The 20,287-nt window shown below is 52.7% G+C and carries 20 protein-coding genes; all 20 read left to right on the forward strand.

Features of this window, described 5'->3' with window-relative positions:
- The first annotated feature begins 50 nt into the window (after positions 1–50).
- The 20 genes from B2M23_RS11845 (at position 51) to B2M23_RS11940 (ending at position 20,226) form a co-directional block, all read left to right on the forward strand.
- On the forward strand, positions 51–965 hold the full coding sequence (locus tag B2M23_RS11845) for a bifunctional enoyl-CoA hydratase/phosphate acetyltransferase (RefSeq protein WP_038352195.1): 915 nt from the start codon (positions 51–53) through the stop codon (positions 963–965).
- A gap of 290 nt (positions 966–1,255) precedes the next feature.
- Positions 1,256–2,347, forward strand: a complete 1,092-nt coding sequence (locus B2M23_RS11850) for a metallophosphoesterase family protein (protein WP_038352194.1) — start codon at positions 1,256–1,258, stop codon at positions 2,345–2,347.
- Positions 2,344–4,743 (forward strand): ATP-binding protein, encoded by a 2,400-nt coding sequence (locus B2M23_RS11855; RefSeq protein WP_038352193.1) that lies wholly within the window; start codon positions 2,344–2,346, stop codon positions 4,741–4,743. Before B2M23_RS11850 ends, B2M23_RS11855 begins: the two co-directional genes overlap by 4 nt.
- Before the next feature lie 24 nt (positions 4,744–4,767).
- Positions 4,768–5,127: a hypothetical protein gene (locus B2M23_RS11860; RefSeq protein WP_013379174.1), complete on the forward strand. Its 360-nt coding sequence runs from the start codon at positions 4,768–4,770 to the stop codon at positions 5,125–5,127.
- The gene (locus B2M23_RS11865; RefSeq protein ID WP_013379175.1) at positions 5,117–5,533 is read left to right on the forward strand and encodes an ATP-binding protein; all 417 of its coding nucleotides are present in this window, start codon (positions 5,117–5,119) and stop codon (positions 5,531–5,533) included. Before B2M23_RS11860 ends, B2M23_RS11865 begins: the two co-directional genes overlap by 11 nt.
- Positions 5,534–5,557: 24 nt before the next feature.
- A complete protein-coding gene (locus tag B2M23_RS11870; RefSeq protein ID WP_038352192.1) occupies positions 5,558–6,916 on the forward strand; it encodes a [Fe-Fe] hydrogenase large subunit C-terminal domain-containing protein in 1,359 nt (452 codons plus the stop codon).
- Positions 6,913–7,245 carry a DRTGG domain-containing protein gene (locus B2M23_RS11875; protein WP_038352191.1) on the forward strand — a complete coding sequence of 111 codons (333 nt, stop codon included), beginning with the start codon at positions 6,913–6,915 and terminating at the stop codon, positions 7,243–7,245. The genes B2M23_RS11870 and B2M23_RS11875 overlap by 4 nt, the downstream gene beginning before the upstream one ends.
- Before the next feature lie 2 nt (positions 7,246–7,247).
- Positions 7,248–7,970, forward strand: a complete 723-nt coding sequence (locus tag B2M23_RS11880; RefSeq protein ID WP_038352190.1) for a PHP domain-containing protein — start codon at positions 7,248–7,250, stop codon at positions 7,968–7,970.
- 249 nt (positions 7,971–8,219) lie between these two features.
- On the forward strand, positions 8,220–8,690 hold the full coding sequence (nuoE, locus tag B2M23_RS11885) for an NADH-quinone oxidoreductase subunit NuoE (protein ID WP_013379179.1): 471 nt from the start codon (positions 8,220–8,222) through the stop codon (positions 8,688–8,690).
- Positions 8,691–8,703: 13 nt separating this feature from the next.
- A complete protein-coding gene (locus B2M23_RS11890) occupies positions 8,704–9,252 on the forward strand; it encodes an ATP-binding protein (RefSeq protein ID WP_038352189.1) in 549 nt (182 codons plus the stop codon).
- 1 nt (position 9,253) lies between these two features.
- Positions 9,254–9,652 (forward strand): (2Fe-2S) ferredoxin domain-containing protein, encoded by a 399-nt coding sequence (locus tag B2M23_RS11895; RefSeq protein ID WP_038352188.1) that lies wholly within the window; start codon positions 9,254–9,256, stop codon positions 9,650–9,652.
- 12 nt (positions 9,653–9,664) lie between these two features.
- Positions 9,665–11,464 carry an NADH-ubiquinone oxidoreductase-F iron-sulfur binding region domain-containing protein gene (locus tag B2M23_RS11900; protein ID WP_013379182.1) on the forward strand — a complete coding sequence of 600 codons (1,800 nt, stop codon included), beginning with the start codon at positions 9,665–9,667 and terminating at the stop codon, positions 11,462–11,464.
- 17 nt (positions 11,465–11,481) lie between these two features.
- Positions 11,482–13,227, forward strand: a complete 1,746-nt coding sequence (locus tag B2M23_RS11905) for an NADH-dependent [FeFe] hydrogenase, group A6 (protein WP_249883019.1) — start codon at positions 11,482–11,484, stop codon at positions 13,225–13,227.
- A gap of 191 nt (positions 13,228–13,418) precedes the next feature.
- Positions 13,419–14,117, forward strand: coding sequence for an HAD family hydrolase (locus B2M23_RS11910; RefSeq protein ID WP_052237227.1), 699 nt, complete (start codon positions 13,419–13,421; stop codon positions 14,115–14,117).
- Between the two features lie 20 nt (positions 14,118–14,137).
- Complete coding sequence (locus B2M23_RS11915) at positions 14,138–16,447, forward strand: bifunctional metallophosphatase/5'-nucleotidase (RefSeq protein WP_052237226.1); 2,310 nt, start codon at positions 14,138–14,140, stop codon at positions 16,445–16,447.
- 223 nt (positions 16,448–16,670) lie between these two features.
- Entirely contained in the window at positions 16,671–16,868 is a 198-nt protein-coding gene (gene thiS, locus B2M23_RS11920) for a sulfur carrier protein ThiS (RefSeq protein ID WP_038352186.1), read from the forward strand.
- Between the two features lies 1 nt (position 16,869).
- Complete coding sequence (thiF, locus tag B2M23_RS11925) at positions 16,870–17,679, forward strand: sulfur carrier protein ThiS adenylyltransferase ThiF (protein ID WP_038352185.1); 810 nt, start codon at positions 16,870–16,872, stop codon at positions 17,677–17,679.
- Between the two features lie 14 nt (positions 17,680–17,693).
- Positions 17,694–18,467, forward strand: a complete 774-nt coding sequence (locus tag B2M23_RS11930; RefSeq protein ID WP_038352184.1) for a thiazole synthase — start codon at positions 17,694–17,696, stop codon at positions 18,465–18,467.
- Between the two features lie 9 nt (positions 18,468–18,476).
- Entirely contained in the window at positions 18,477–19,628 is a 1,152-nt protein-coding gene (gene thiH / locus B2M23_RS11935) for a 2-iminoacetate synthase ThiH (RefSeq protein WP_038352183.1), read from the forward strand.
- Entirely contained in the window at positions 19,621–20,226 is a 606-nt protein-coding gene (locus B2M23_RS11940) for a thiamine phosphate synthase (RefSeq protein ID WP_038352182.1), read from the forward strand. The genes thiH and B2M23_RS11940 overlap by 8 nt, the downstream gene beginning before the upstream one ends.
- Positions 20,227–20,287: the final 61 nt, after the last annotated feature.

Genomic DNA, 20,287 nt, shown 5'->3' on the forward strand with positions numbered 1-20,287 from the left:
AATTTTTACATCGAAAGACATTACACATAGAATGAAAGCGAGGTTTTACAATGTACCGTTTTGATGAAATAAAGGACCGGCTGACCGAGATGGCCAGAGTGCGTAAAAAGGTGGTTTCAGTTGCAGCCGCAGGTGATAAGGTGGTTCTGGAGACCATAAAGATCATGAATGACCACGGCTTTGGCCGGGCGATTCTGGTGGGCGACGCCGATAAGATCAAGCAATATGCCAAGGAGGTTGGCTGTGACCTCAGTGAAAACACCATCGTGGACGAAAAGGATGAAAAACGCGCCGCGGCGCTGGCAGTGGCCAGGGTAAGAGACGGCGAGGCCGATATTCTGATGAAGGGCCTCCTTCAGACCAAAACCTATTTGCAGGCGATTCTGAACCGTGACCACGGGCTGCGGACCGGCAAGCTCTTAAACGCGGTAACCGCCTTTGAAGCGCCGCACCTGGACCGGATGATTCTGGCAACAGACTGCGGCATGATCGTGGAGCCGAGCCTGAAGGATAAAATCGAGATGATTGGCAATGCCACCCGGCTGGCAAACGCGCTGGGCTGCCGCCACCCCAAGGTATCCTGCGTGAGCGCGGTGGAAACCGTCAATGATAATATGCCTGACGGCATCGACGCAGCGATCCTGTCAAAAATGAATGATCGCGGCCAGATCAAGGGCTGTGTGATCGACGGTCCTCTGTCCATGGACCTTTCCATCTCCGAGCATTCTGTCAAGCATAAGGGCGTTATCAGTCCGGTGGCCGGACACGCGGATATCCTGCTCATGCCGAATTTGCAGGCAGGCAATATTTTCTGGAAAACCATGACCTATATGGCCGGCGCTCAAAGCGGCGCGGTCATCATGGGAACATCCAAGCCCGCAGTGCTCACCTCAAGAGCCGACTCCGCCGACGCGAAGGTCAATTCCATGGCCCTGGCAATGATGCTGGGAACCCTGTATGATTAAACGGCGCGTCAGGGTCAGAGTACAGCGGCCGTCAACCATGGTGCTTTGAGCATCAACAGCCTTTTCTGAGTCTCCCTGACCGGGAGACTTTTTTAAATATAAAATAAAGTGCCGGTTGCGTCAAAGGCCAATCTAAGGAAATAGCGTTGAAATTTGCCTTTAAAGCCGCTTTATTTTATAATAGTAAAGAATAACATCGGAAACCTGGGCGATTTTGAACTTTTTCGTTTTCAATTGCCTTGTATCATGATATAATTTAAGAACAAATATTCGCATTGGAGGCAACTTAGATGAAGGTATCTTTCATACATACAGGTGATTTGCACATGGGCCGCCAGTTCCATTTTAACCGGCGTGGAGACATATACGGGAAGAATAAACGGCTGGACCTCTGGGAGACCTTTGAAAAAATACTCAACACCGCAGAAAAGAACCAGATCGACCTGCTGCTGATCGCCGGGGATCTTTTCGACTCCGATGAAGTGGACATTATGGAAATTGAGCGGGTGGCAGAAAAGTTTTCACGCCTCACCACCACCCGGGTGGTTATCTGCGCGGGCAACCATGACTGCTACAGCAGCCTGTCCCTTTTCGGTCTGGTGGACTGGCCAGACAACGTGACCCTGTTTAAAACCGGCAAGCTGGAATCCGTCTATTTTCCAGACCTTAAAACCGAGGTTTACGGTATGTCCTGGGTGAAAAAGGCCTATACCGACCTGCCCTTTCCGCGGGGGATCGCCGTTAATCCGGAGTGCAACAATATTCTGATGCTCCACGGCGACGCCTACAGCAGGCAGACCGATTATCTGCCCATTGACGTCTCGAACTTTTCCAATTTTGATTATGTGGCCCTGGGTCATATCCACAAGCCTGAGTATCTGAGTGAAACCGCGGCTTACTGTGGCAGTCCCGAGGGGCTGAGCTTTGGCGAGAGCGGTGACCACGGCGTTATTGTCGGCAAGATCGACGCGCACAAATGTGTCAGTGAATTTGTACCTGTCCAGAAGCGCCGCTACGTGGACCTGGAATTTGAGGTAACGCCTGAGATGAGTTTTGATACGATCAAGGAACAGATCCTCGCCTGCGATACCGAGGAAAACCGGATGAAGAACTACTACCGGGTCACCCTGAAGGGCTATGTGGACCCGGAAGTCTCCGTGGACTGGCTTAAGGATGAATTACAGCCGTCCTTTTACTATTTTGAACTGAACGACAAGGAGCTTGAAGTCGATCTGGACATCGATCTGCTGCTCAAGGAAAACAGGGACAACATGATCGGTAAATTTATACAGGAGATGCTTCTTGAGGAAGCGTCTCCCATCACTAAAAAGGCCTTGTACTACGGTCTGGAAGGGATCTTAAAGGAAAAGGTAATTCTATGAAAATAAAAACACTGATACTGACGTCTTTTGGAAAATTTAAGGACCGGGTCATCGAGGTAGACGATGGGTTTAACCTGGTCTATGGTGAAAACGAGGCGGGCAAATCCACGGTGCAGCACTTCATCGAGGGAATGCTGTTCGGATTCTACAAGCCCTACCGCAAAAAGCGGACCTACTCCGAGGATTTTGAGCGCTTTAAGCCCTGGGGCAGCGATACCTACTGCGGCGCCATGGTCATGGAACAGGACGACGGCCGGGAAATCCGGATTGAACGTGATTTTCTGAAAAAGCAGGACGGGGTAAAGATTTATGACAACGTCACCGGGGAGGACATCACCGCCCTTTATCCCTACGATAACGTCACCCGGCAGAATCTGCCGCTGGGCGATCTGAAGATCAACTCCGTGGTGTACAACAACACCGTGAACATCAAGCAGATGGCCTCCGCCTCCGACGCCGACCTGGCAAAGGAAGTGAATGACCGCCTCATTGAGCTGGGAACCGCCCAGAAGGAGGAGGTTTCGCTCAACCGTGTCATGGGTTATCTTGAAAACAAGAAAAAATCCATCGGCAACTACGGACAGAGCAAGTCCAACTACGGGATGGCTGTGCGGGAGCTTAAGGATCTGGAACGGGCGCTGGACGAAGGCGAACGCGTCTACAACGTGATCCAGAAAAACCAGAAGCGCATCCAGCAGTATAAGAAAAAAATTGAGGCAGCCCAGAGCAAATGCCGGAACCAGTCCGAAAAAACACAGGCCAAGACCCGTGAGGAGCTTAAAAACATGCGGGAAAAGGTCCGTGAGATCAAGAGCGAGGGCGAGGCGCTCAGCCGCCGCCTGGCAGAGCTTGAAAAATACGAGGACTTTGATACCCGGACCTATGGGCGTCTTAAAATTTTACAGAGCAATCTGGAGGGTGCCGGGGAACGCATCAAGACCCTGTTCCGGGAGATTGAAGTGCTTGAGGGCAAATGCCGGGATATTACCGGCCGGTGCAACCGCATCAAGCGCAGCCTGAAGGGGCTGAGCCGAAACGAGGTACAGATGGATTATCAGAAGTACCAGTACGCGCTGGAAAACCCCAGCGTGATCGAGCGGGAGCAGGAGCATATTGAGGTGCAGGTCTCAACCCTGAACCGGGTATCGAACGGCATGCTCATCCTGCTCATGGTGCTGGGCGCCATTCTGGTACTGGTCACCGCCATTAATCCGGGGAACTTCCTGGCCGGCGCAGTGCTGGTGTTTGTGAACTTTCTGGGTTGGTTTTTAGGACTGGGCGGCGCGGCCCTGATGATCTATAAAATGAAATCACCGGGCGGCCTGGTGCCGGAAACCGCAGAGGACGAGCAGGAGGAATACGACGAGGTGCCGCTGACTGCTGTGGAAGCCATTTTACAGAAATACGGCAAAAACACGCCGAAGGAATACGAAGCCTTTGTTGACAAGGCCGAAGAAATTTTTAACCGCCTTGACAAGCTGACCATGGACGAGAATGTGTTCCTCACCCAGGTAGAGAACAAGAAAAAAGAACTGGAAGAGGTTACCCACAACCAGACAAGCTTTGAAACGGAACTGAGCGAAGAGCTTGAAAAGGCGGGGGTAGAAAACATCGAAGCCTACAACGAGGGCTGCCAGTATAAAAACGAGCTGGAAAAGGTCCGGGCAGAGCTCGCAGCCAACAAGCGCCTTTACGATGAGCTGGGCGGCGGCAACATGATCAAGGTTGACCCCGACGCCGGGGAGGATGACAATCCTGTTATCATGGTGGCGCCGGATGGTGAGAAGATCCGCGCCCGCGAAGCGCTGCTGGCTTTTAACCAGGAGGTTTCCAGGCTTCAGGGTGAAAACAGCATGCTCATCAGCAGTGTGAGCAATCCGGTGGAAACCCGGGAAAAAATCGAAACCCTTAAAAATCAGATCAGTGAATATGAGGAAGACCTCAGAGCCTGTGACATGGCGCTTGAGATTTTCGGCCGGCTCTCCAGGGAAACGCATTACGATTCCGCGCCGGTGCTCAATGATAAAATCGGCGATGTGCTGTACAGCATCACCCGCAAATATAAGGAAGTCAAAATTGACGACAAGCTTCAGGTAAAGGTCGTGAGCCCGGAAAACGGCGATCTGCTGGATATTGAGAAGCTGAGCGGCGGTACCATTGACCAGATTTACTTTGCGCTGCGCTTTGGCGTGGGCAATGTGCTTGAATTTGACAAATCCCTGCCCTTTGTGCTGGACGACCCGTTTGTGCAGTACGATCTGGCGAGAAAAACCGAGGCGGTGCGCTTCCTCTGGAACATCAGCAAGGGGCAGCAGGTCCTGCTGTTTACCTGCAGCGGCGATGAAAAACGGATTCTGGACCACAATGAGTTTTGCTACAGTGGTATCATATTATAAGTAATTTTTGAGGGGAGAACAAAAATGAAGTTACGGGAAGTCAAAGAACTACTGAACGCACGGGTTTTAACAGGAGAAGAACATCTGGATGAGGATGTCTATGTGGCCTGCGGCTGCGACCTCATGAGCGATGTGCTGCGGTATGCCAAGGAGGACGGCATACTGCTCACCGGGCTTGTGAACAAGCAGGTTTTTAACACGGTGGACATGGCAAACATGCACAGCATTGTTTTTGTCAGAAGCAAGGTGCCGGGTGAGGAACTGCTGGAAATGGCCGAGGATATTGACATGCTGATCATGACCACCGATTATCCGCTGTTTGAATCCTGCGGAATCTTATACCACAACGGACTTAAGGGGGCAATACCGAAAAATGAGCTATGAAATGGTATTTGATGTAGAAAAGGGAGATTTTGAAAAAGCCGGCGAGGCTTCGCGCAAAATAAAGCGGAGCCTTCAGCAGCTCGGCATCAGCAGCAAGGTGATCCGCCATATCGCCATTGCCGGATACGAGGGCGAGATGAATATCGCCATCCATTCCGACGGCGGGCAGATCATTTTAGAGGTAGATGAAAACGCTGTAACCCTGCGTCTGGAGGACGTAGGGCCAGGAATTCCCAATGTAGATCTGGCGATGACAGAGGGATGGTCAACCGCCAGTGACAAGGTCCGGGAAATGGGCTTTGGCGCAGGGATGGGTCTGCCGAATATGGAAAAAAATGCAGATGACTTTGAGATACATTCAAAGGTAGGAGAAGGAACGAAAATAAAGATGTATTTCAAATTGTAAAATCTGGGGGATGAGGTGAAACTGATGGATAAATTAATGCATTCGGTGTATCTGGATAAAGACAAGTGCCTGGGGTGCACGACCTGTCTGAGATCCTGTCCGACCGGCGCCATCCGTGTGCGCGAGGGCAAGGCCAAGATCATCGAGTCAAAGTGCATTGACTGCGGCGAGTGTATCCGGGTCTGCCCGCACCACGCGAAAATGGCAAAAACCGATCCGCTCTCCAAAATCAAAGATTATAAGTACACGGTCGCCATTCCGGCGCCGACACTGCTGGGGCAGTTTAAGTTGAAGTACTCCATCGACCGCATTTTATCAGCGCTCAAATCACTGGGCTTTGACGAAATTGTGGAGGTGGCCTTTGGCGCTGAGATCATCGGCCGGGCCATCAAGTATGAGTTTACAGCTAAGCACTATCCCAAGCCGATGATTTCGTCGGCCTGTCCGGCGGTGGCGAAGCTGATTCAGGTGCGTTTTCCGGAGCTGACAGGCAACATTAACCGGCTGAAGGCGCCCATGGGGCTGACCGCGAGGATTACGCGAAAACGTTTGATTGAGAGTAAAAACCTCAAGAGTGAGGATATCGGCATCTTTTTTATAACCCCCTGTGCCGCCAAGGCCACAGAGGTAAGCAATCCGCTGCCGAGCGACGACCTGTTTTCAACCATTGACGGCGCCATTGCCATCAAGGATATCTACGCGCCGCTGATGGGCGCGATGAAAACCGTCGAGGTGGAGGATGGGATTCACAATTCATCGGCTGAGGGCTTCAGCTGGGCAGTGTCCGGCGGGGAGAGCAGCTATCTGAAGAACAAGAAAGTACTGCATGTGGATGGGATCTCCAATGTCATCAAGGTGCTTGAGGAGATTGAGAACGGCAAGCTTGACAACATCGACTTTTTCGAGGGGCTTGCCTGTATCGGGGGCTGTGTTGGCGGGTGCCTGACCGTAGAGAATAATTTTGTGGCCAAAATGTACATTGAGGAAAGAGCCAAGCTGGAGCGTATGGATTCCCATAAGCACCTGGAGGAAGCCTATATCAAAAACCTGTACAACACCGGCATGATGCATCAGAAGGAAAAACTGGTGCCGCGCGGCCCCAAACCTCTTGACGAGGATATGGGGGAGGCCATCAAAAAAATGCACGCCATCGAGGAACTGGAGGCCAAGCTTCCGGGGCTGGACTGTGGCTCCTGCGGCGCGCCGGGCTGCCGGGCGCTGGCCGAGGACATCGTCATGGGCAATGCCCGTGAGATCGACTGTGTCTTCGTCCTGAAGGACCGTGTTCTGGAGCTTTCAAAGCTCACCAGTGAATTGCTTCAAGTGGGACATCCCATGAAGAATAAAAATGAAAACAATGAGGAAACCGAGGAGGAAAAATGAACGTAAAAGAACTGCTGGCAGACGAACGCTTTGTCTGCGCCAACGACACTGTATCCCTGGACCGTGAGATTGAGAGTGGCTATGTGGGCGACCTGCTGAGCTGGGTTATGGCCAATGCGGACAACAACTGCGCGTGGGTGACCATCCAGACGCACATGAATATCATCGCTGTGGCGACACTTTTGGAGATGGCCTGTATTATTATTCCCGAGGGCGCGGAAATTGAAAAAGATACCCTGGCAAAGGCCACGGAGGAAAACATTCCGATCATTACCACTGAAATGAACGCCTATCAGGTCTGTACCTTCCTGGGAGAAAAAGGCATCTGAAAATGAGCACTGTTGCCATTGATCTGCATATGCACTCTGTTCTGTCACCCTGCGGCGATTTGGGTATGACCCCCAACAACATCGTGGGCATGGCTCTGCTGAAAGAGGTTGACTACATTGCGCTGACAGATCATAATACCGCTAAAAACCTGCCCGCCCTTTTTGAAGTGGCAAAGGGCGAAGGCCTGTGCGTGCTGCCGGGCATCGAGGTAACCACTAAGGAGGAAGCCCATATTCTGGCGTATTTTGACACGCTGGAGGGGGCCATGGAGCTGGACGCCATCTTGTATGAGCATCTGCCCGATATCCCCAATAAACCGGATTATTTTGGCCCACAGTACATTCTGGACGCTGAGGATGAGATCATTGGTGAGGTGGACAAGCTGCTGATCTCAGCAACCGATATCGGCATCGACGAGCTGGCGGAAATCGTTAAGCCGCTGGGCGGCATTATCGTACCGGCCCATATCGATCGAAAATCCTACAGTATTATGGTGTCGCTGGGGTTTATCCCGCCGGATCTGCCGGTAAAGACTGTGGAGCTTTCCAGGGCGACCACTGTGGAGGAAGCAAAAAAGAAATTTCGTTTTTTCAGGGAATACCAGTTTATTCACGGCTCCGACGCCCATCAGCTGGAGGACATGGCCGAGCGTGAATATTTTATTGATCTGCCGGATTTAAGAAAATCCACATTAATTGAATATTTGGGCGGTACAACTGAATAAAGATAAAAATTTGCCATTTTTAAAGCGCCTGAAAAAAACAGTTCTGTTTTTTTAACGTTTAAAATGGGAAAGAGTAATATTTTAACTTGTATATACTGGTATTTTCTTGTTTGAACGTGTTCTTAAGCCAGTCTTTAAGGTAAAAGATTACATTTAAAAAGGTTAAGTAAATAACGAAGACTGTGCTATAATAGAATAGTAAAAATTGAGCAATAAATGAGGATTGCGAAATCAAGAGGAGGATTTAAGTTGGCTGAATTAGTACCTATTGACAATTTGGATGTTGTAAAGGAAATCGTTGCTGAACACCGTGACGTTCCAGGCTGTCTGATGCAGATTCTGCAGGAAACACAGGAAAAATACGGTTATCTGCCCATCGAGCTGCAGCAGACCATTGCAGACGAACTCGATATTCCTTTAACAGAAGTGTATGGGGTAGCAACATTTTACTCCCAGTTTACCTTAAAGCCAAAGGGCAAGTACAAAATCGGCGTTTGTTTGGGGACAGCGTGCTATGTAAAAGGCTCTCAGGCTATTCTGGACAAGGTTACCGATACCCTTGGTCTGGCTGTTGGCGACACCACAGAGGACGGCAAGTTCTCAGTTGACGCAACGCGTTGTGTAGGCGCCTGTGGTCTGGCTCCGGTTATGAGCATCAATGAAGATGTTTACGGACGCTTAAGTGTAAACGAAGTTAAAGACATTCTCGAAAAATACTGATTAGGGCTTAACGATGAAAGAGTTATCGCTGCATATACTGGACATCACACAGAATTCTATTCGGGCGGGCGCAAGTCTGGTAAAGTTAACCATTAATGAAAACGTAGACGGTAATCTGCTGGAGATTATCATTGAGGATAATGGTAAGGGGATACCAGCTGATAAGCTGCCAAGCATTACCGACCCTTTTGTAACAACGCGGACCACAAGGCGTGTAGGCCTTGGGCTTTCGCTGTTTAAGGACGCGGCCGAAGGCTGTGACGGCCGGTTTGAGATCCAGTCAGAGGAAAATGTAGGAACGCGGGTTTACGCGTCCTTCGCCTATGACCACATCGACCGGATGCCGCTGGGAAATATGCCCGACAGTGTCATCACCATGCTCATGTCCTTTGGGGAGGCTGAGCTTGTATATGTACAGAGGTATAACGAGCGCGAATTTGTATTTGACTCAAGAGAGGTCAAAGAGATTCTCGGGGAAGACAGCCTCATGAATGATCCGGACGTTTTAAACTGGATAAGGGGCTATGTTGAAGAAGGACTCGAAGAAATTACGGAGGAGTAAAATGAAGAAATCCTTAGAAGAATTAAAAGCGATCAGAAGTAAAAAACTTGAAGAAATTAATCTGAGAAAAGGCAAAGATGGCTACCGTGTGGTTGTTGGGATGGCAACCTGTGGGATCGCCGCCGGCGCCAGACCTGTTATGGTCAAATTAATGGAAGAAGTGGAAACACAGGGATTAAAGGACGTTACCGTTGCCCAGACTGGCTGTATTGGTGTTTGCCGTCTTGAACCCATTGTCGAAGTTTACAATCCGGAAGGTGAAAAGGTTACCTATGTCAAAATGACACCGGAAAAAGTGCAGCGCATTGTGGACGAACATTTGAAAAACGGCAAAGTAGTGGAAGAATACACCATGACCATCGTTGACGGAAAAGTCATCGAACCCGTCAAACAGGCATAAGGAGGAAGGTAAATGGCTTTTAAACGCTCGCAGATTCTGCTTTGTGGTGGGACTGGCTGTACATCTTCCGGCTCCCAGACACTGGTAAAAGAATTCAAAAAAGAACTGATCAAACATGAATTAATGGACGAAGTTGAACTTGTCATAACGGGTTGTTTTGGCCTGTGTGAACTTGGTCCGGTCGTAATCGTATATCCTGAAGGCACTTTCTACAGCCGTGTCGAACCAAGTGATATTCCGGAACTGGTTGAAGAACACCTGGTAAAAGGCCGCCCGCTGGAAAGACTGATCTACTCCGAAAAGAAAGAGGGCGAACATCCGCTTTCAATCAACGAACTCGGTTTTTATAAAAAACAGAAACGTATCGCGCTTGCCAACTGCGGCGTTATCGACCCTGAAGATATTGAAGAATACATTGCTTTTGACGGCTACATGGCCCTTGAAAAGGTACTGTTCAAAATGACCCCTCAGGAAGTTATCGACGAAGTTAAGGCTTCCGGACTCCGCGGCCGTGGGGGCGGCGGTTTCCCAACCGGTTTAAAATGGCAGTTTGCTTACAACGCCGATTCGCCGGACGGCGTTAAATTCGTCGCCTGTAACGCCGATGAAGGGGACCCGGGTGCATTTATGGACCGTTCCGTTCTGGAAGGCGACCCGCACCGTCTTATTGAAGCCATGGCCATTGCCGCTTATGCCATCGGCGCACAGAAAGGCTATGTCTATGTCCGTGCTGAATACCCCATCGCGGTCAAGCGTCTCCAGATTGCCATCGACCAGGCAAAAGACTATGGCCTGTTAGGGGACAATGTTTTTGACACAGACTTCAGTTTTGACCTGGAAATTCGCCTGGGCGCCGGCGCTTTTGTCTGCGGCGAAGAAACCGCGCTCATGAACTCTGTTGAAGGTAAACGTGGCGAACCCAGACCAAGACCGCCGTTCCCGGCAAACAAGGGTCTTTTTGAACGCCCAACCGTTCTGAACAACGTTGAAACCTATGCGAATATTCCGACGATTATTTTAGAAGGCGCGGAATCCTTTGCTTCCGTTGGTACCGAAAAATCCAAGGGAACCAAGGTATTTGCCCTTGGCGGTAAGATCAACAACACCGGTCTTCTTGAAATCCCCATGGGGACAACCCTCAGAGAAGTTATCTATGAAATCGGCGGCGGTATCCCGAACGGCAAGGCCTTTAAGGCAGCCCAGACAGGCGGCCCCTCCGGCGGATGTATCCCAAGCTCCGAGCTGGATATTCCCATCGACTATGACAACCTCATCAGCATCGGCGCCATGATGGGCTCCGGTGGTCTCATTGTTATGGATGAAGACAACTGTATGGTTGACGTTGCCCGTTTCTTCCTCGATTTTACCCAGGACGAATCCTGTGGCAAATGCCCGCCGTGCCGTATCGGTACCAAGCGTATGCTTGAAATCCTCGAACGTATCTGCGACGGTCAGGGTGAAGAAGGCGATATCGAACGTCTTGAAGAGCTTGCTGAAGGCATCAAGGCTTCCGCGCTCTGCGGCCTGGGCCAGACAGCTCCGAACCCGGTATTATCCACCATCAAATATTTCAGAGATGAATATGAAGCCCACATCTACGAAAAGAGATGTCCGGCCGGCGTCTGCCGTAACCTGCTGAACTATGTCATCGATGAAGAAAAATGTAAAGGCTGCGGTATCTGCGCCAAGAAGTGTCCGGGCGACGCGATTACTGGCGAAAAGAAAAAACCGCATGTTATCGACGCGGCCAAGTGCGTGAAATGCGGCGCTTGTATTGAAGCCTGCCCGTTTAACGCCATTGCAAAAGCCTGATCGGAGGATAAATGACTATGAGCGATGTAACATTTAAAATAAATAATATGGAAATCACCGTTCCTGAAGGGATTACGGTTTTAGAGGCAGCCAGAAGACACAACATTGACATTCCGACATTATGTAATTTAAAGGACGTTAATGAAATCGGCGCCTGCCGTATGTGCATGGTGGAGGTAGCCGGCGCGAAAGCGCTTCAGGCCGCCTGTGTTTATCCGGTAGCGCCTGGTATTGAGGTGTTTACCAACACACCGAAAGCCAGAAAGGCAAGACGTGTTAACCTGGAACTGATTTTATCCAATCACAACCGTGAATGTACCACCTGTATCCGCAGCGAAAACTGTGAATTACAGAGCCTGGCTAAAGATCTGGGCATCAGTGACATTCCTTTTGAAGGCGAAAAATCCGGCCACCATATTGACAATTTGTCACCGTCCATCGTGCGTGACGAATCTAAATGCGTGCTGTGCAAGCGCTGTCTGGCGATCTGTAATAAAGTACAGAAAATCGGCGTTCTGGGCGCTGTAGGCCGCGGCTTTACCTCCCAGGTACAGCCGGTATTCAATAAATCCATTGCCGAAGTCGGCTGCATCAACTGCGGACAGTGTATTGTCAACTGCCCTGTTGGCGCTCTGAAGGAAAAAAGCGACATTAACCGGGTATGGGACGCTCTGGGCGATCCGACCAAAACCGTTGTGGTTCAGTCCGCACCGGCGGTAAGAGCCGCCCTCGGCGAAGAATTTAACCTGCCAATGGGCACCAATGTTACCGGGAAACTGGCAGCAGCCCTGAGAAGATTAAATTTTGACGGCGTTTTCGACACCGATTTCGGCGCTGACGTCACCATCATGGAAGAAGGCACCGAGCTGATCAACCGTGTGAAAAACGGCGGCGTTCTGCCAATGATCACCTCTTGCTCACCAGGATGGATTAAGATGATTGAAACCTACTATCCGGAAATGATCCCGCATCTTTCCAGTTGTAAATCACCTCAGAATATGACGGGTGCGCTCTTGAAGAGCCACTATGCCGAAATGAACGGCATTGATCCTAAGGATCTGGTCGTTGTCTCCGTCATGCCGTGTACCGCGAAAAAATACGAGGTACAGCGTGACGAGCTGAGCGTGGACGGCAATCAGGATGTGGATATCTCCATCACCACCCGCGAGCTGGCCAGAATGATCAAGGAAGCCCGTCTGGATTTCCCGGCACTGCCTGACGAAGAATTCGACCCGTATTACGGCGATTATTCCGGCGCTGCTGTTATCTTCGGCGCTACCGGCGGTGTTATGGAAGCTGCGGTTCGTACAGTGGCCGACGTCTTAAACGACAAGGATATTCAGGAAATTGACTACGAAGCCGTCCGCGGCCTCGATGGTCTTAAGACCGCAGAAGTGGAAGTAACCCCTGATCTGACCGTTAAAGTAGCGGTTGCCAGCGGCGGCTCCAACATCCGCAAGGTTATGGAAGGTATTAAGAGCGGTGAATTCAAGGATTATCATTTCATCGAGCTTATGGCCTGCCCAGGCGGCTGTGTCAACGGCGGCGGACAGCCCATTATCTCCGCAAAACGGAAAATGGAAGTGGACATCCGTGCCGAGAGAGCAAAAGCCCTTTACAGTGAGGACGCCAGTAAGAAATACCGGAAATCTCACCAGAACCCATCCGTCATCCGGATTTATGAAGAATTCCTTGGTGAACCGGGCGGACACAAGGCGCACGAGCTGCTCCATACCACCTATTCGCAGAAAGCTAAAGTCTGACTGCGTCACTAACACAGGTCCCCCATTAATTTAAGATAAATAGATACAATCCTGCCGGGCGGCAACATCCGGCAGGTTGTATCTTTTTTTGTTTTTAAAGGGTATCGCCGCGATACCCTTTGTTTTTTGCTTTGAAGTGCCGTTTGTTTGTGATAGAATAAGGCCATATTACATTAGAAAAGAGAGTGAGCATGATAAACAAAGAACCAGAGCTGGTTATTTTTGATATGGATGGCCTCATGTTCGACACTGAGCGGCTGAGCCACGAGGCATGGACCCGGACAGGGGAAGAAAATGGCTTTCGCTATACCATGGACATAACAAGAAAGAAGCTGGGGCTGGGTAAAAAAGGCGTGCGCGCGCTTTTTGTCCAGTATTTTGGAGCCGACGCGCCCATTGAGCGGTGGCACCACCGTTCCCATGAGATCAAGCGGCAGCTTGTCAACGAGCATGGCGCAGGGATCATTAAGCCGGGGCTGGTCAGCCTGTTAAAATATTTGGATGCGCAGGGGACTAAAACCGCCATCGCGTCCTCCAGCGACCGGGAGATGATCGACCACTATCTCAAGATCACCGGGCTTCCCCATCATTTTGACCACATCACCTCCGGCGAGGAGGTCGAAAAGAGCAAGCCGAACCCGGAAATATTTTTAAAGACCTGCGCAGCCCTGGGTGCAGCTCCGGAGGCGTCCCTGGTGCTGGAGGACGCCTATTCCGGGTTTGAGGCGGCCCGGTCCGGCGGTATCCCGGTGTTTTTTGTGGAGGACCTGCGGGAGCCGGACCGCCATATTTACGAGGGGGCCGACGGCGTTTTTAAGAATCTGGCAGAAGTACAGCATTTTCTTGAAAACAGGGAGACTGCTGAGTATAATAAAAGTAAACATCTGTAAAAGCAGAGAGGAGAGGAAAAATGTTTGAGCGAAAAAAACATCGTCTAAGCCAGAGCGTCACAGCCCTGCTGCTGGCCCTGCTGCTTGTTATCGGCGCAATGCCGGTAACACCGGCCCTTGCCCAGGTGGCAGAAGGCACTGAGGCGGCTCAGGAGGGGACAGAAGCCCTGGAAGAAAACACAGCGGCTGCCGCGGCGGTCGCAGAAGCGGTTATTCCGACGGAGGAAAACGCGCCGAAAAACCTGACCGTCCTTCACACCAATGACATGCACGGCGCGCTGGTCAGCAGCGGTACCAGCACCATCGGAGCGGATGAGACCGCTGGTATCCGGGCAGCCACCGAGAAAACCGAAAACACCCTGCTGGTGGACGCCGGGGATGCGACCCAGGGCGGCACCCTGGCTGCCCTGAGCCAGGGCGCGGATGTCATTACCCTGATGAACGCTGCAAAATACGACGCCATGGCCCTTGGCAACCATGAATTTGATTACGGACAGGACGTTCTGTTTGAAAATGTGAGAAACGCGGATTTTCCTGTGCTGTCTGCCAATACGGTTTATAAGGATACCGGCCGGCCTATCCTGGAGGGCGTCCCCTACGCGGGCGGCACCCAGACCAACAACGGCCAGTATACCATCGTTGAACGAAATGGCGTAAAGATTGGGATTTTTGGCGTCACCACGCCCGAAACCGCCACCAAGACCAACCCAAAAGGCATTGAGGGCATTGCCTTTAATCCGGTAGAACCCGTGGCCCGGGAGATGATTAAAGCTCTGAAAGCCCAGGGCGCAGAGGTCATTATCTGCCTGGCCCATCTGGGTGTGGACCCGTCCACCAGCAAAGAGAACAGCAGCGTCGGCCTGGCCGAAGCCCTCGGCCCGGACAGCGGACTGGATATGATCATCGACGGACACAGCCACACTGTCTATTCAAAAGCAGAGCCTCAAAGCGGTATTTTGATTGAGCAGACCGGCAGCAGTTCCAAAAATATCGGGAAGATCAGCGTGACAATGGACAAGGGCACCAATACCGTGGCCGGTAAGCTCATCGACGCAGAGGCCGCTTTCAAGACCTGCAGCCCAGACCCGGCAGTGACCGCTCTGGCAGACCAGCTGGTGGCCGCCAACGCGGGCAAGCTGAAGCCTGTCATCGGCAATACCCGGACAGCCCTGTGGGGCGGCTGGGTCGGCAGCAGCAATATTGCCCGGGTCGGTGAGATCAATCTGGGCAACCTCATTGCAGATGCCATGACTGAGGGGGCAAAGGAACTGCTGGCAAGCGACGCCTACAAGGACAGCCCCTACAAAAATCTGCCCATTGTGGCTCTGGAAAACGGCGGCGGCGTGCGTGCCACCATCAGGCGGGGCGACATAACAGTGGGCGATAGCATCAACGTGCTGCCTTTTGGCAATACCCTGGCCTTTAAGGAGGTCACCCCGGCCATTCTGTACGAAGCTCTGGAAAACGGGGTGAGCAAGGTAGTCTCCCAGGACCCGGAAACCGGGCTGATTACCGGGCAGGGCGGCTGTTTCCCGCAGATCAGCGGTATGTCCTTCACCTATGACCCCAGAAATCCCGCAAGGGATGTCAAGACAGGCGAGGAGGGCAGCCGGGTGACCGCCATCTACCTGGACGGCAGCAGCGAGCCGCTGAAACGGGATGACACTGCCACGAAGATTGTTCTCTGCTCCAATGATTACGAGATCGCTGGCGGCGACGGCTATGACATGCTGGTGGGGCTGCCCAGCGTGGGTGAGGGCGGGAGCCTGGAGGAAGTCTTCCGCGACCACCTGACCAGGCTGACTGCAGCGGGCGGCGGCAGCTTTCTGGCGCCCGCCTCCCAGGGAAGAATCCAGACGGCAGGCGCCTACGTGCCCAAGCCCTACGCGGCTTCGATTAAAGTGTCAGGCCCCGATGAAATGGGCAGCCTGGCCGGGAAGACCGTCGAGTATCAGGTCGACGGCGGCGCTGTTCAGACCGGCGTTCTGGACGAAAACAGCGTGCTGAGCTTTGACCTTCTTCCAGACGGCCCCCACGGCATCCGAATCGGGGACGCGGACGATGTGTTTATCAATAATTACAGCGGCGATGTCGCTGTGACCGCAGCAGTGAAGGAGAAGCTGACCATCAACGAGACGCCGCAGCCACAGCCGCAGCCAGAGCCGGAGCCTGTAAAGCCCGAAGCCCAGAATGAACCAGCGGCGGCCAACCCACATACCGGGATGACGGCCAGTGCCCGGCAGGCTGGCAGCGCGGCTGTGGGCCTGTTGGTTTTGACCACTGTGGTGACAGCAGGTGCCTGGCGGCAGCGGAGACAGAAGGCAGGATGATGTCACATGCCAGAAGCCAACCCGTATCGCGGCGATACGGGTTGGCGCTTCCCGGAAGTAACAAAACGTTACGTCCCGGCTTGTATAAAACTTGACACTTAAAAAAAACTGTGCTATCTTATTAAACAGAGTGAGCAAAAAAAGCTTCACGAAGGGGTACACCACCGCAGGTGTAGAACTTCGTGAAGCTTTTTTTGCTTTTTTAATTTAAGGAGGAAAAAAGATGATCACAGTGAATGGCAAAGACTGTCCCTGCGAAGACGGCCTGCGTTTATCCGCTTTTTTAGATCAGGCGGGCTACGAGCGCAGCCGGGTGGCCGTGGAGCTGAACGGTGAAATCGTGCCAAAGGCTGGTTACGATACCAGAGAGCTCAGAGACGGAGACCGGATGGAGATCGTCTGCTTTGTGGGCGGTGGCTGAGATGCGGATAAGACTGAATGGAAAAGACTATGAGACACAGGCGGAGAGCCTGCACGGGCTCTGCAGAGAGCTGGGGCTTGAGCGTGAAGAACGTGTGGTGATTCTGGACGGATACCAGAGTGATGAAGACCTGCCCTTGCACAGCGGGGCTATAGCAGCGGTCACCACAAAGGGAGAGCTGCCGCCAGAGGAGTGCCTGGAGGAGCTGCTCTGTGCCCGCCATACACCCGGCGTGTATGAAAAGGTTAAGAAGGCCCGGGTGGCCGTGGCCGGCCTTGGCGGGCTCGGCTCGAGCATTGCCCTGAGCCTGGCGCGCACTGGTGTGGGTACCCTGCATCTGGTAGATTTTGACGTGGTGGAGCCCAGTAATCTGAACCGGCAGCAGTACCGGATCAGCCATCTGGGACTGGCCAAAGCCGAGGCTCTGAAACAGGAAATCGCTGAGGTCAACCCCTTTGTGCGGGTGGAGGCCGAGACGCTGCGGGTAACCGAGGAAAACGCCCCGGCGCTTTTTAAAAAGGACCCCATTGTCTGCGAGGCCTTTGACAATCCCGAGACCAAGGCAATGTTTGTGAATACCCTGCTTACGCAGTGCCCTGAAAAGACCCTTGTGGCCGCGTCGGGCATGGCGGGCTATGGAAGCGGCAACCGCATTAAAACCCGCCGCATCATGGAAAATTTTTACCTCTGCGGCGATGGGGAAACTGCAGCCCAGGCAGGCTGCGGCCTCATGGCTCCGAGGGTCGCCATCTGCGCCGGGCATCAGGCCAATACAATATTGAGATTAATTTTAGGCTGTAAAACAGTATAAAGGAGACAACCAACATGGAAAATAAAGATCAACTGATCATCGGCGGACACGCCTTTACATCCCGTTTTATTCTGGGCTCAGGAAAATACTCGCTGGAGCTTGTAAGCGCCGCGGTGGAAAAAGCCGGAGCGGAGATCATCACCCTGGCGCTGCGCCGTGCCAATACTGAGGGAACGGATAATATCCTCGACTATATTCCAGAGGGCGTGACCCTGCTGCCCAACACCTCTGGAGGCAGAAACGCCGAGGAGGCAGTGCGGATCGCCCGGCTGGCACGAGAGATGGGCTGCGGTGATTTTGTGAAGATTGAAGTCATTCATGACACCCGGTATTTGCTGCCCGACAACTACGAGACCGCCCGGGCCACCGAGATTCTGGCCAGGGAAGGTTTTGTGGTCATGCCCTATATGTACCCGGACCTCAACGCCGCCCGGGACATGCAAAGCGCCGGAGCCGCGGCTGTCATGCCGCTGGGAGCGCCCATCGGCTCCAATAAGGGCATCTGTACCCGTGACTTCATTCAGATTCTTATCGATGAAATTGACCTGCCTGTCATTGTGGATGCGGGTATCGGCAAACCTTCACAGGCCTGTGAAGCCATGGAAATGGGCGCGGCCGCGGTCATGGCCAACACAGCCATCGCCACTGCGGGCGATATTCCAGTTATGGCAGAGGCCTTTAAAAAGGCTATCGAAGCCGGCCGAGCTGCTTACCTCTCTGGCATTGGGCGGGTATTGGAAACCGGCAGCGCGGCCTCATCCCCCCTGACCGGGTTTTTGCAGGAATAGGAGGGCGAGATGAAAGAACGAATCGACCATATGACCTACCTCCCCGGCATGGAGGACATTGGGTCTGAGCTCATGGATCAGGTGCTGTCCGCGGCGGAAGCCTTTGATTATGAAGCCTTTACCGAGGCAGATGTACGCCGGGCACTGGATAAGGCTGCGCTGAAGCCCGAGGATTTTGCGGCCCTGCTGTCACCGGCGGCCATGCCTTATTTGGAGGAGATGGCAAAGCGCGCGCAGCTTGAGACCCGCAGGCATTTCGGCAATTCCATCAACCTGTTTACACCGCTGTATATTGCGAACTATTGCGAGAATTACTGCATTTACTGCGGCTTTAACTGCCGCAATAAAATCCACCGCGCGCGGCTGAACGCCAAGGAAATTGAGCGGGAAATGCAGACCATTGCAGCCACCGGCCTGGAGGAAATCCTGCTGCTGACCGGTGAGAGCCCGAAGATGTCCAATGTGGAGTACATTGGTGAGGCCTGCAAAATCGCCCGGAAGTATTTTAAGGTGGTGGGCCTGGAGGTCTATCCGATGAATACCGCGGATTACACCTATCTGCACGACTGCGGGGCGGATTTTGTCACCGTCTTTCAGGAAACCTATAACAGCGATAAATACGAGACCCTGCACCTGGCAGGCCACAAGCGAATTTTCCCATACCGGTTCAACACTCAGGAGCGGGCCATCCGCGGCGGTATCCGCGGCGTGGGCTTTGCCGCGCTTCTGGGCCTTGACGACTTCCGCAGAGACGCTTTTGCCACTGGTATGCACGCCTACCTGCTTCAGCGCAAATATCCCCATGCGGAGATTGCCTTTTCTTGCCCGCGGCTGCGTCCCATCATCAACAATGATAAGATCAACCCAAAGGATGTGCATGAGCCCCAGCTTCTGCAGATCATTACCGCTTACCGTTTGTTCATGCCCTTTGCCAGCATCACCATTTCCAGCCGGGAATGCGCGCGGTTCCGGGATAACATTATCAAAATTGCTGCGACCAAGATCTCGGCAGGGGTGGATGTGGGCATCGGCGGCCATTCTGGAGATGCCCAGGGCGACGAGCAGTTTGAGATCGACGACGCCCGCACTGTGGACGAGATTTACAGCATGATCCTGTCTGAGAACCTTCAGCCGGTCATGAGCGAGTATATCTATGTTTGAGATCATCGCGGTGACTAACCGGGGCTGCTGCCCGGCCGGTCATGAGTTTGCCGCTCAGGCGGCGCGGATCGCGGCGTCGGGCGCGGGCAAGGTCATACTGAGAGAAAAGGATCTGACGACCGAAGCCTACAAAGGCCTGGCCGGGGAATTTTTGAGGAACTGCGGTGGCTGCGGCGCTGAGCTTCTGCTCCACCGCTTCGCGGCAGTGGCTAAGGAGCTGAACCACCCGAAAATTCATCTTCCCCTGCCGGTTCTGGAGGCACAGCCCGGGCTCCGGCGGGATTTTGAAACCATCGGCGTGTCGGTTCACTCCCTGGAGCAGGCCAGAAGCGCGCTGCGCCTGGGCGCGGATTACCTGAGCGCCGGGCATGTGTTTGCCACAGACTGTAAAAAGGGGCTGGCGCCCAGAGGCCTTGGCTTTTTATCCGAAATCTGCGGCGAGATGCCCATTCCGGTTTATGCCATCGGCGGCATTTCGGCGGAAAATATCCGAAGTGTGCAGGAGGCAGGCGCTGCCGGAGCCTGTGTGATGTCCAGCATTATGAGGAGTGATGTGCCGGAAGAATATGTGAAAACACTGATTCAAAAGATAAAATAAAACACTCAAGCCTGTCGTTTGTAAAAGCGGCAGGCTTTTTATCAGGACAAATCCTTCTGGA

Origin of the sequence: Eubacterium limosum, from assembly GCF_000807675.2 — a bacterium.
Lineage (GTDB): Bacteria > Bacillota > Clostridia > Eubacteriales > Eubacteriaceae > Eubacterium > Eubacterium limosum.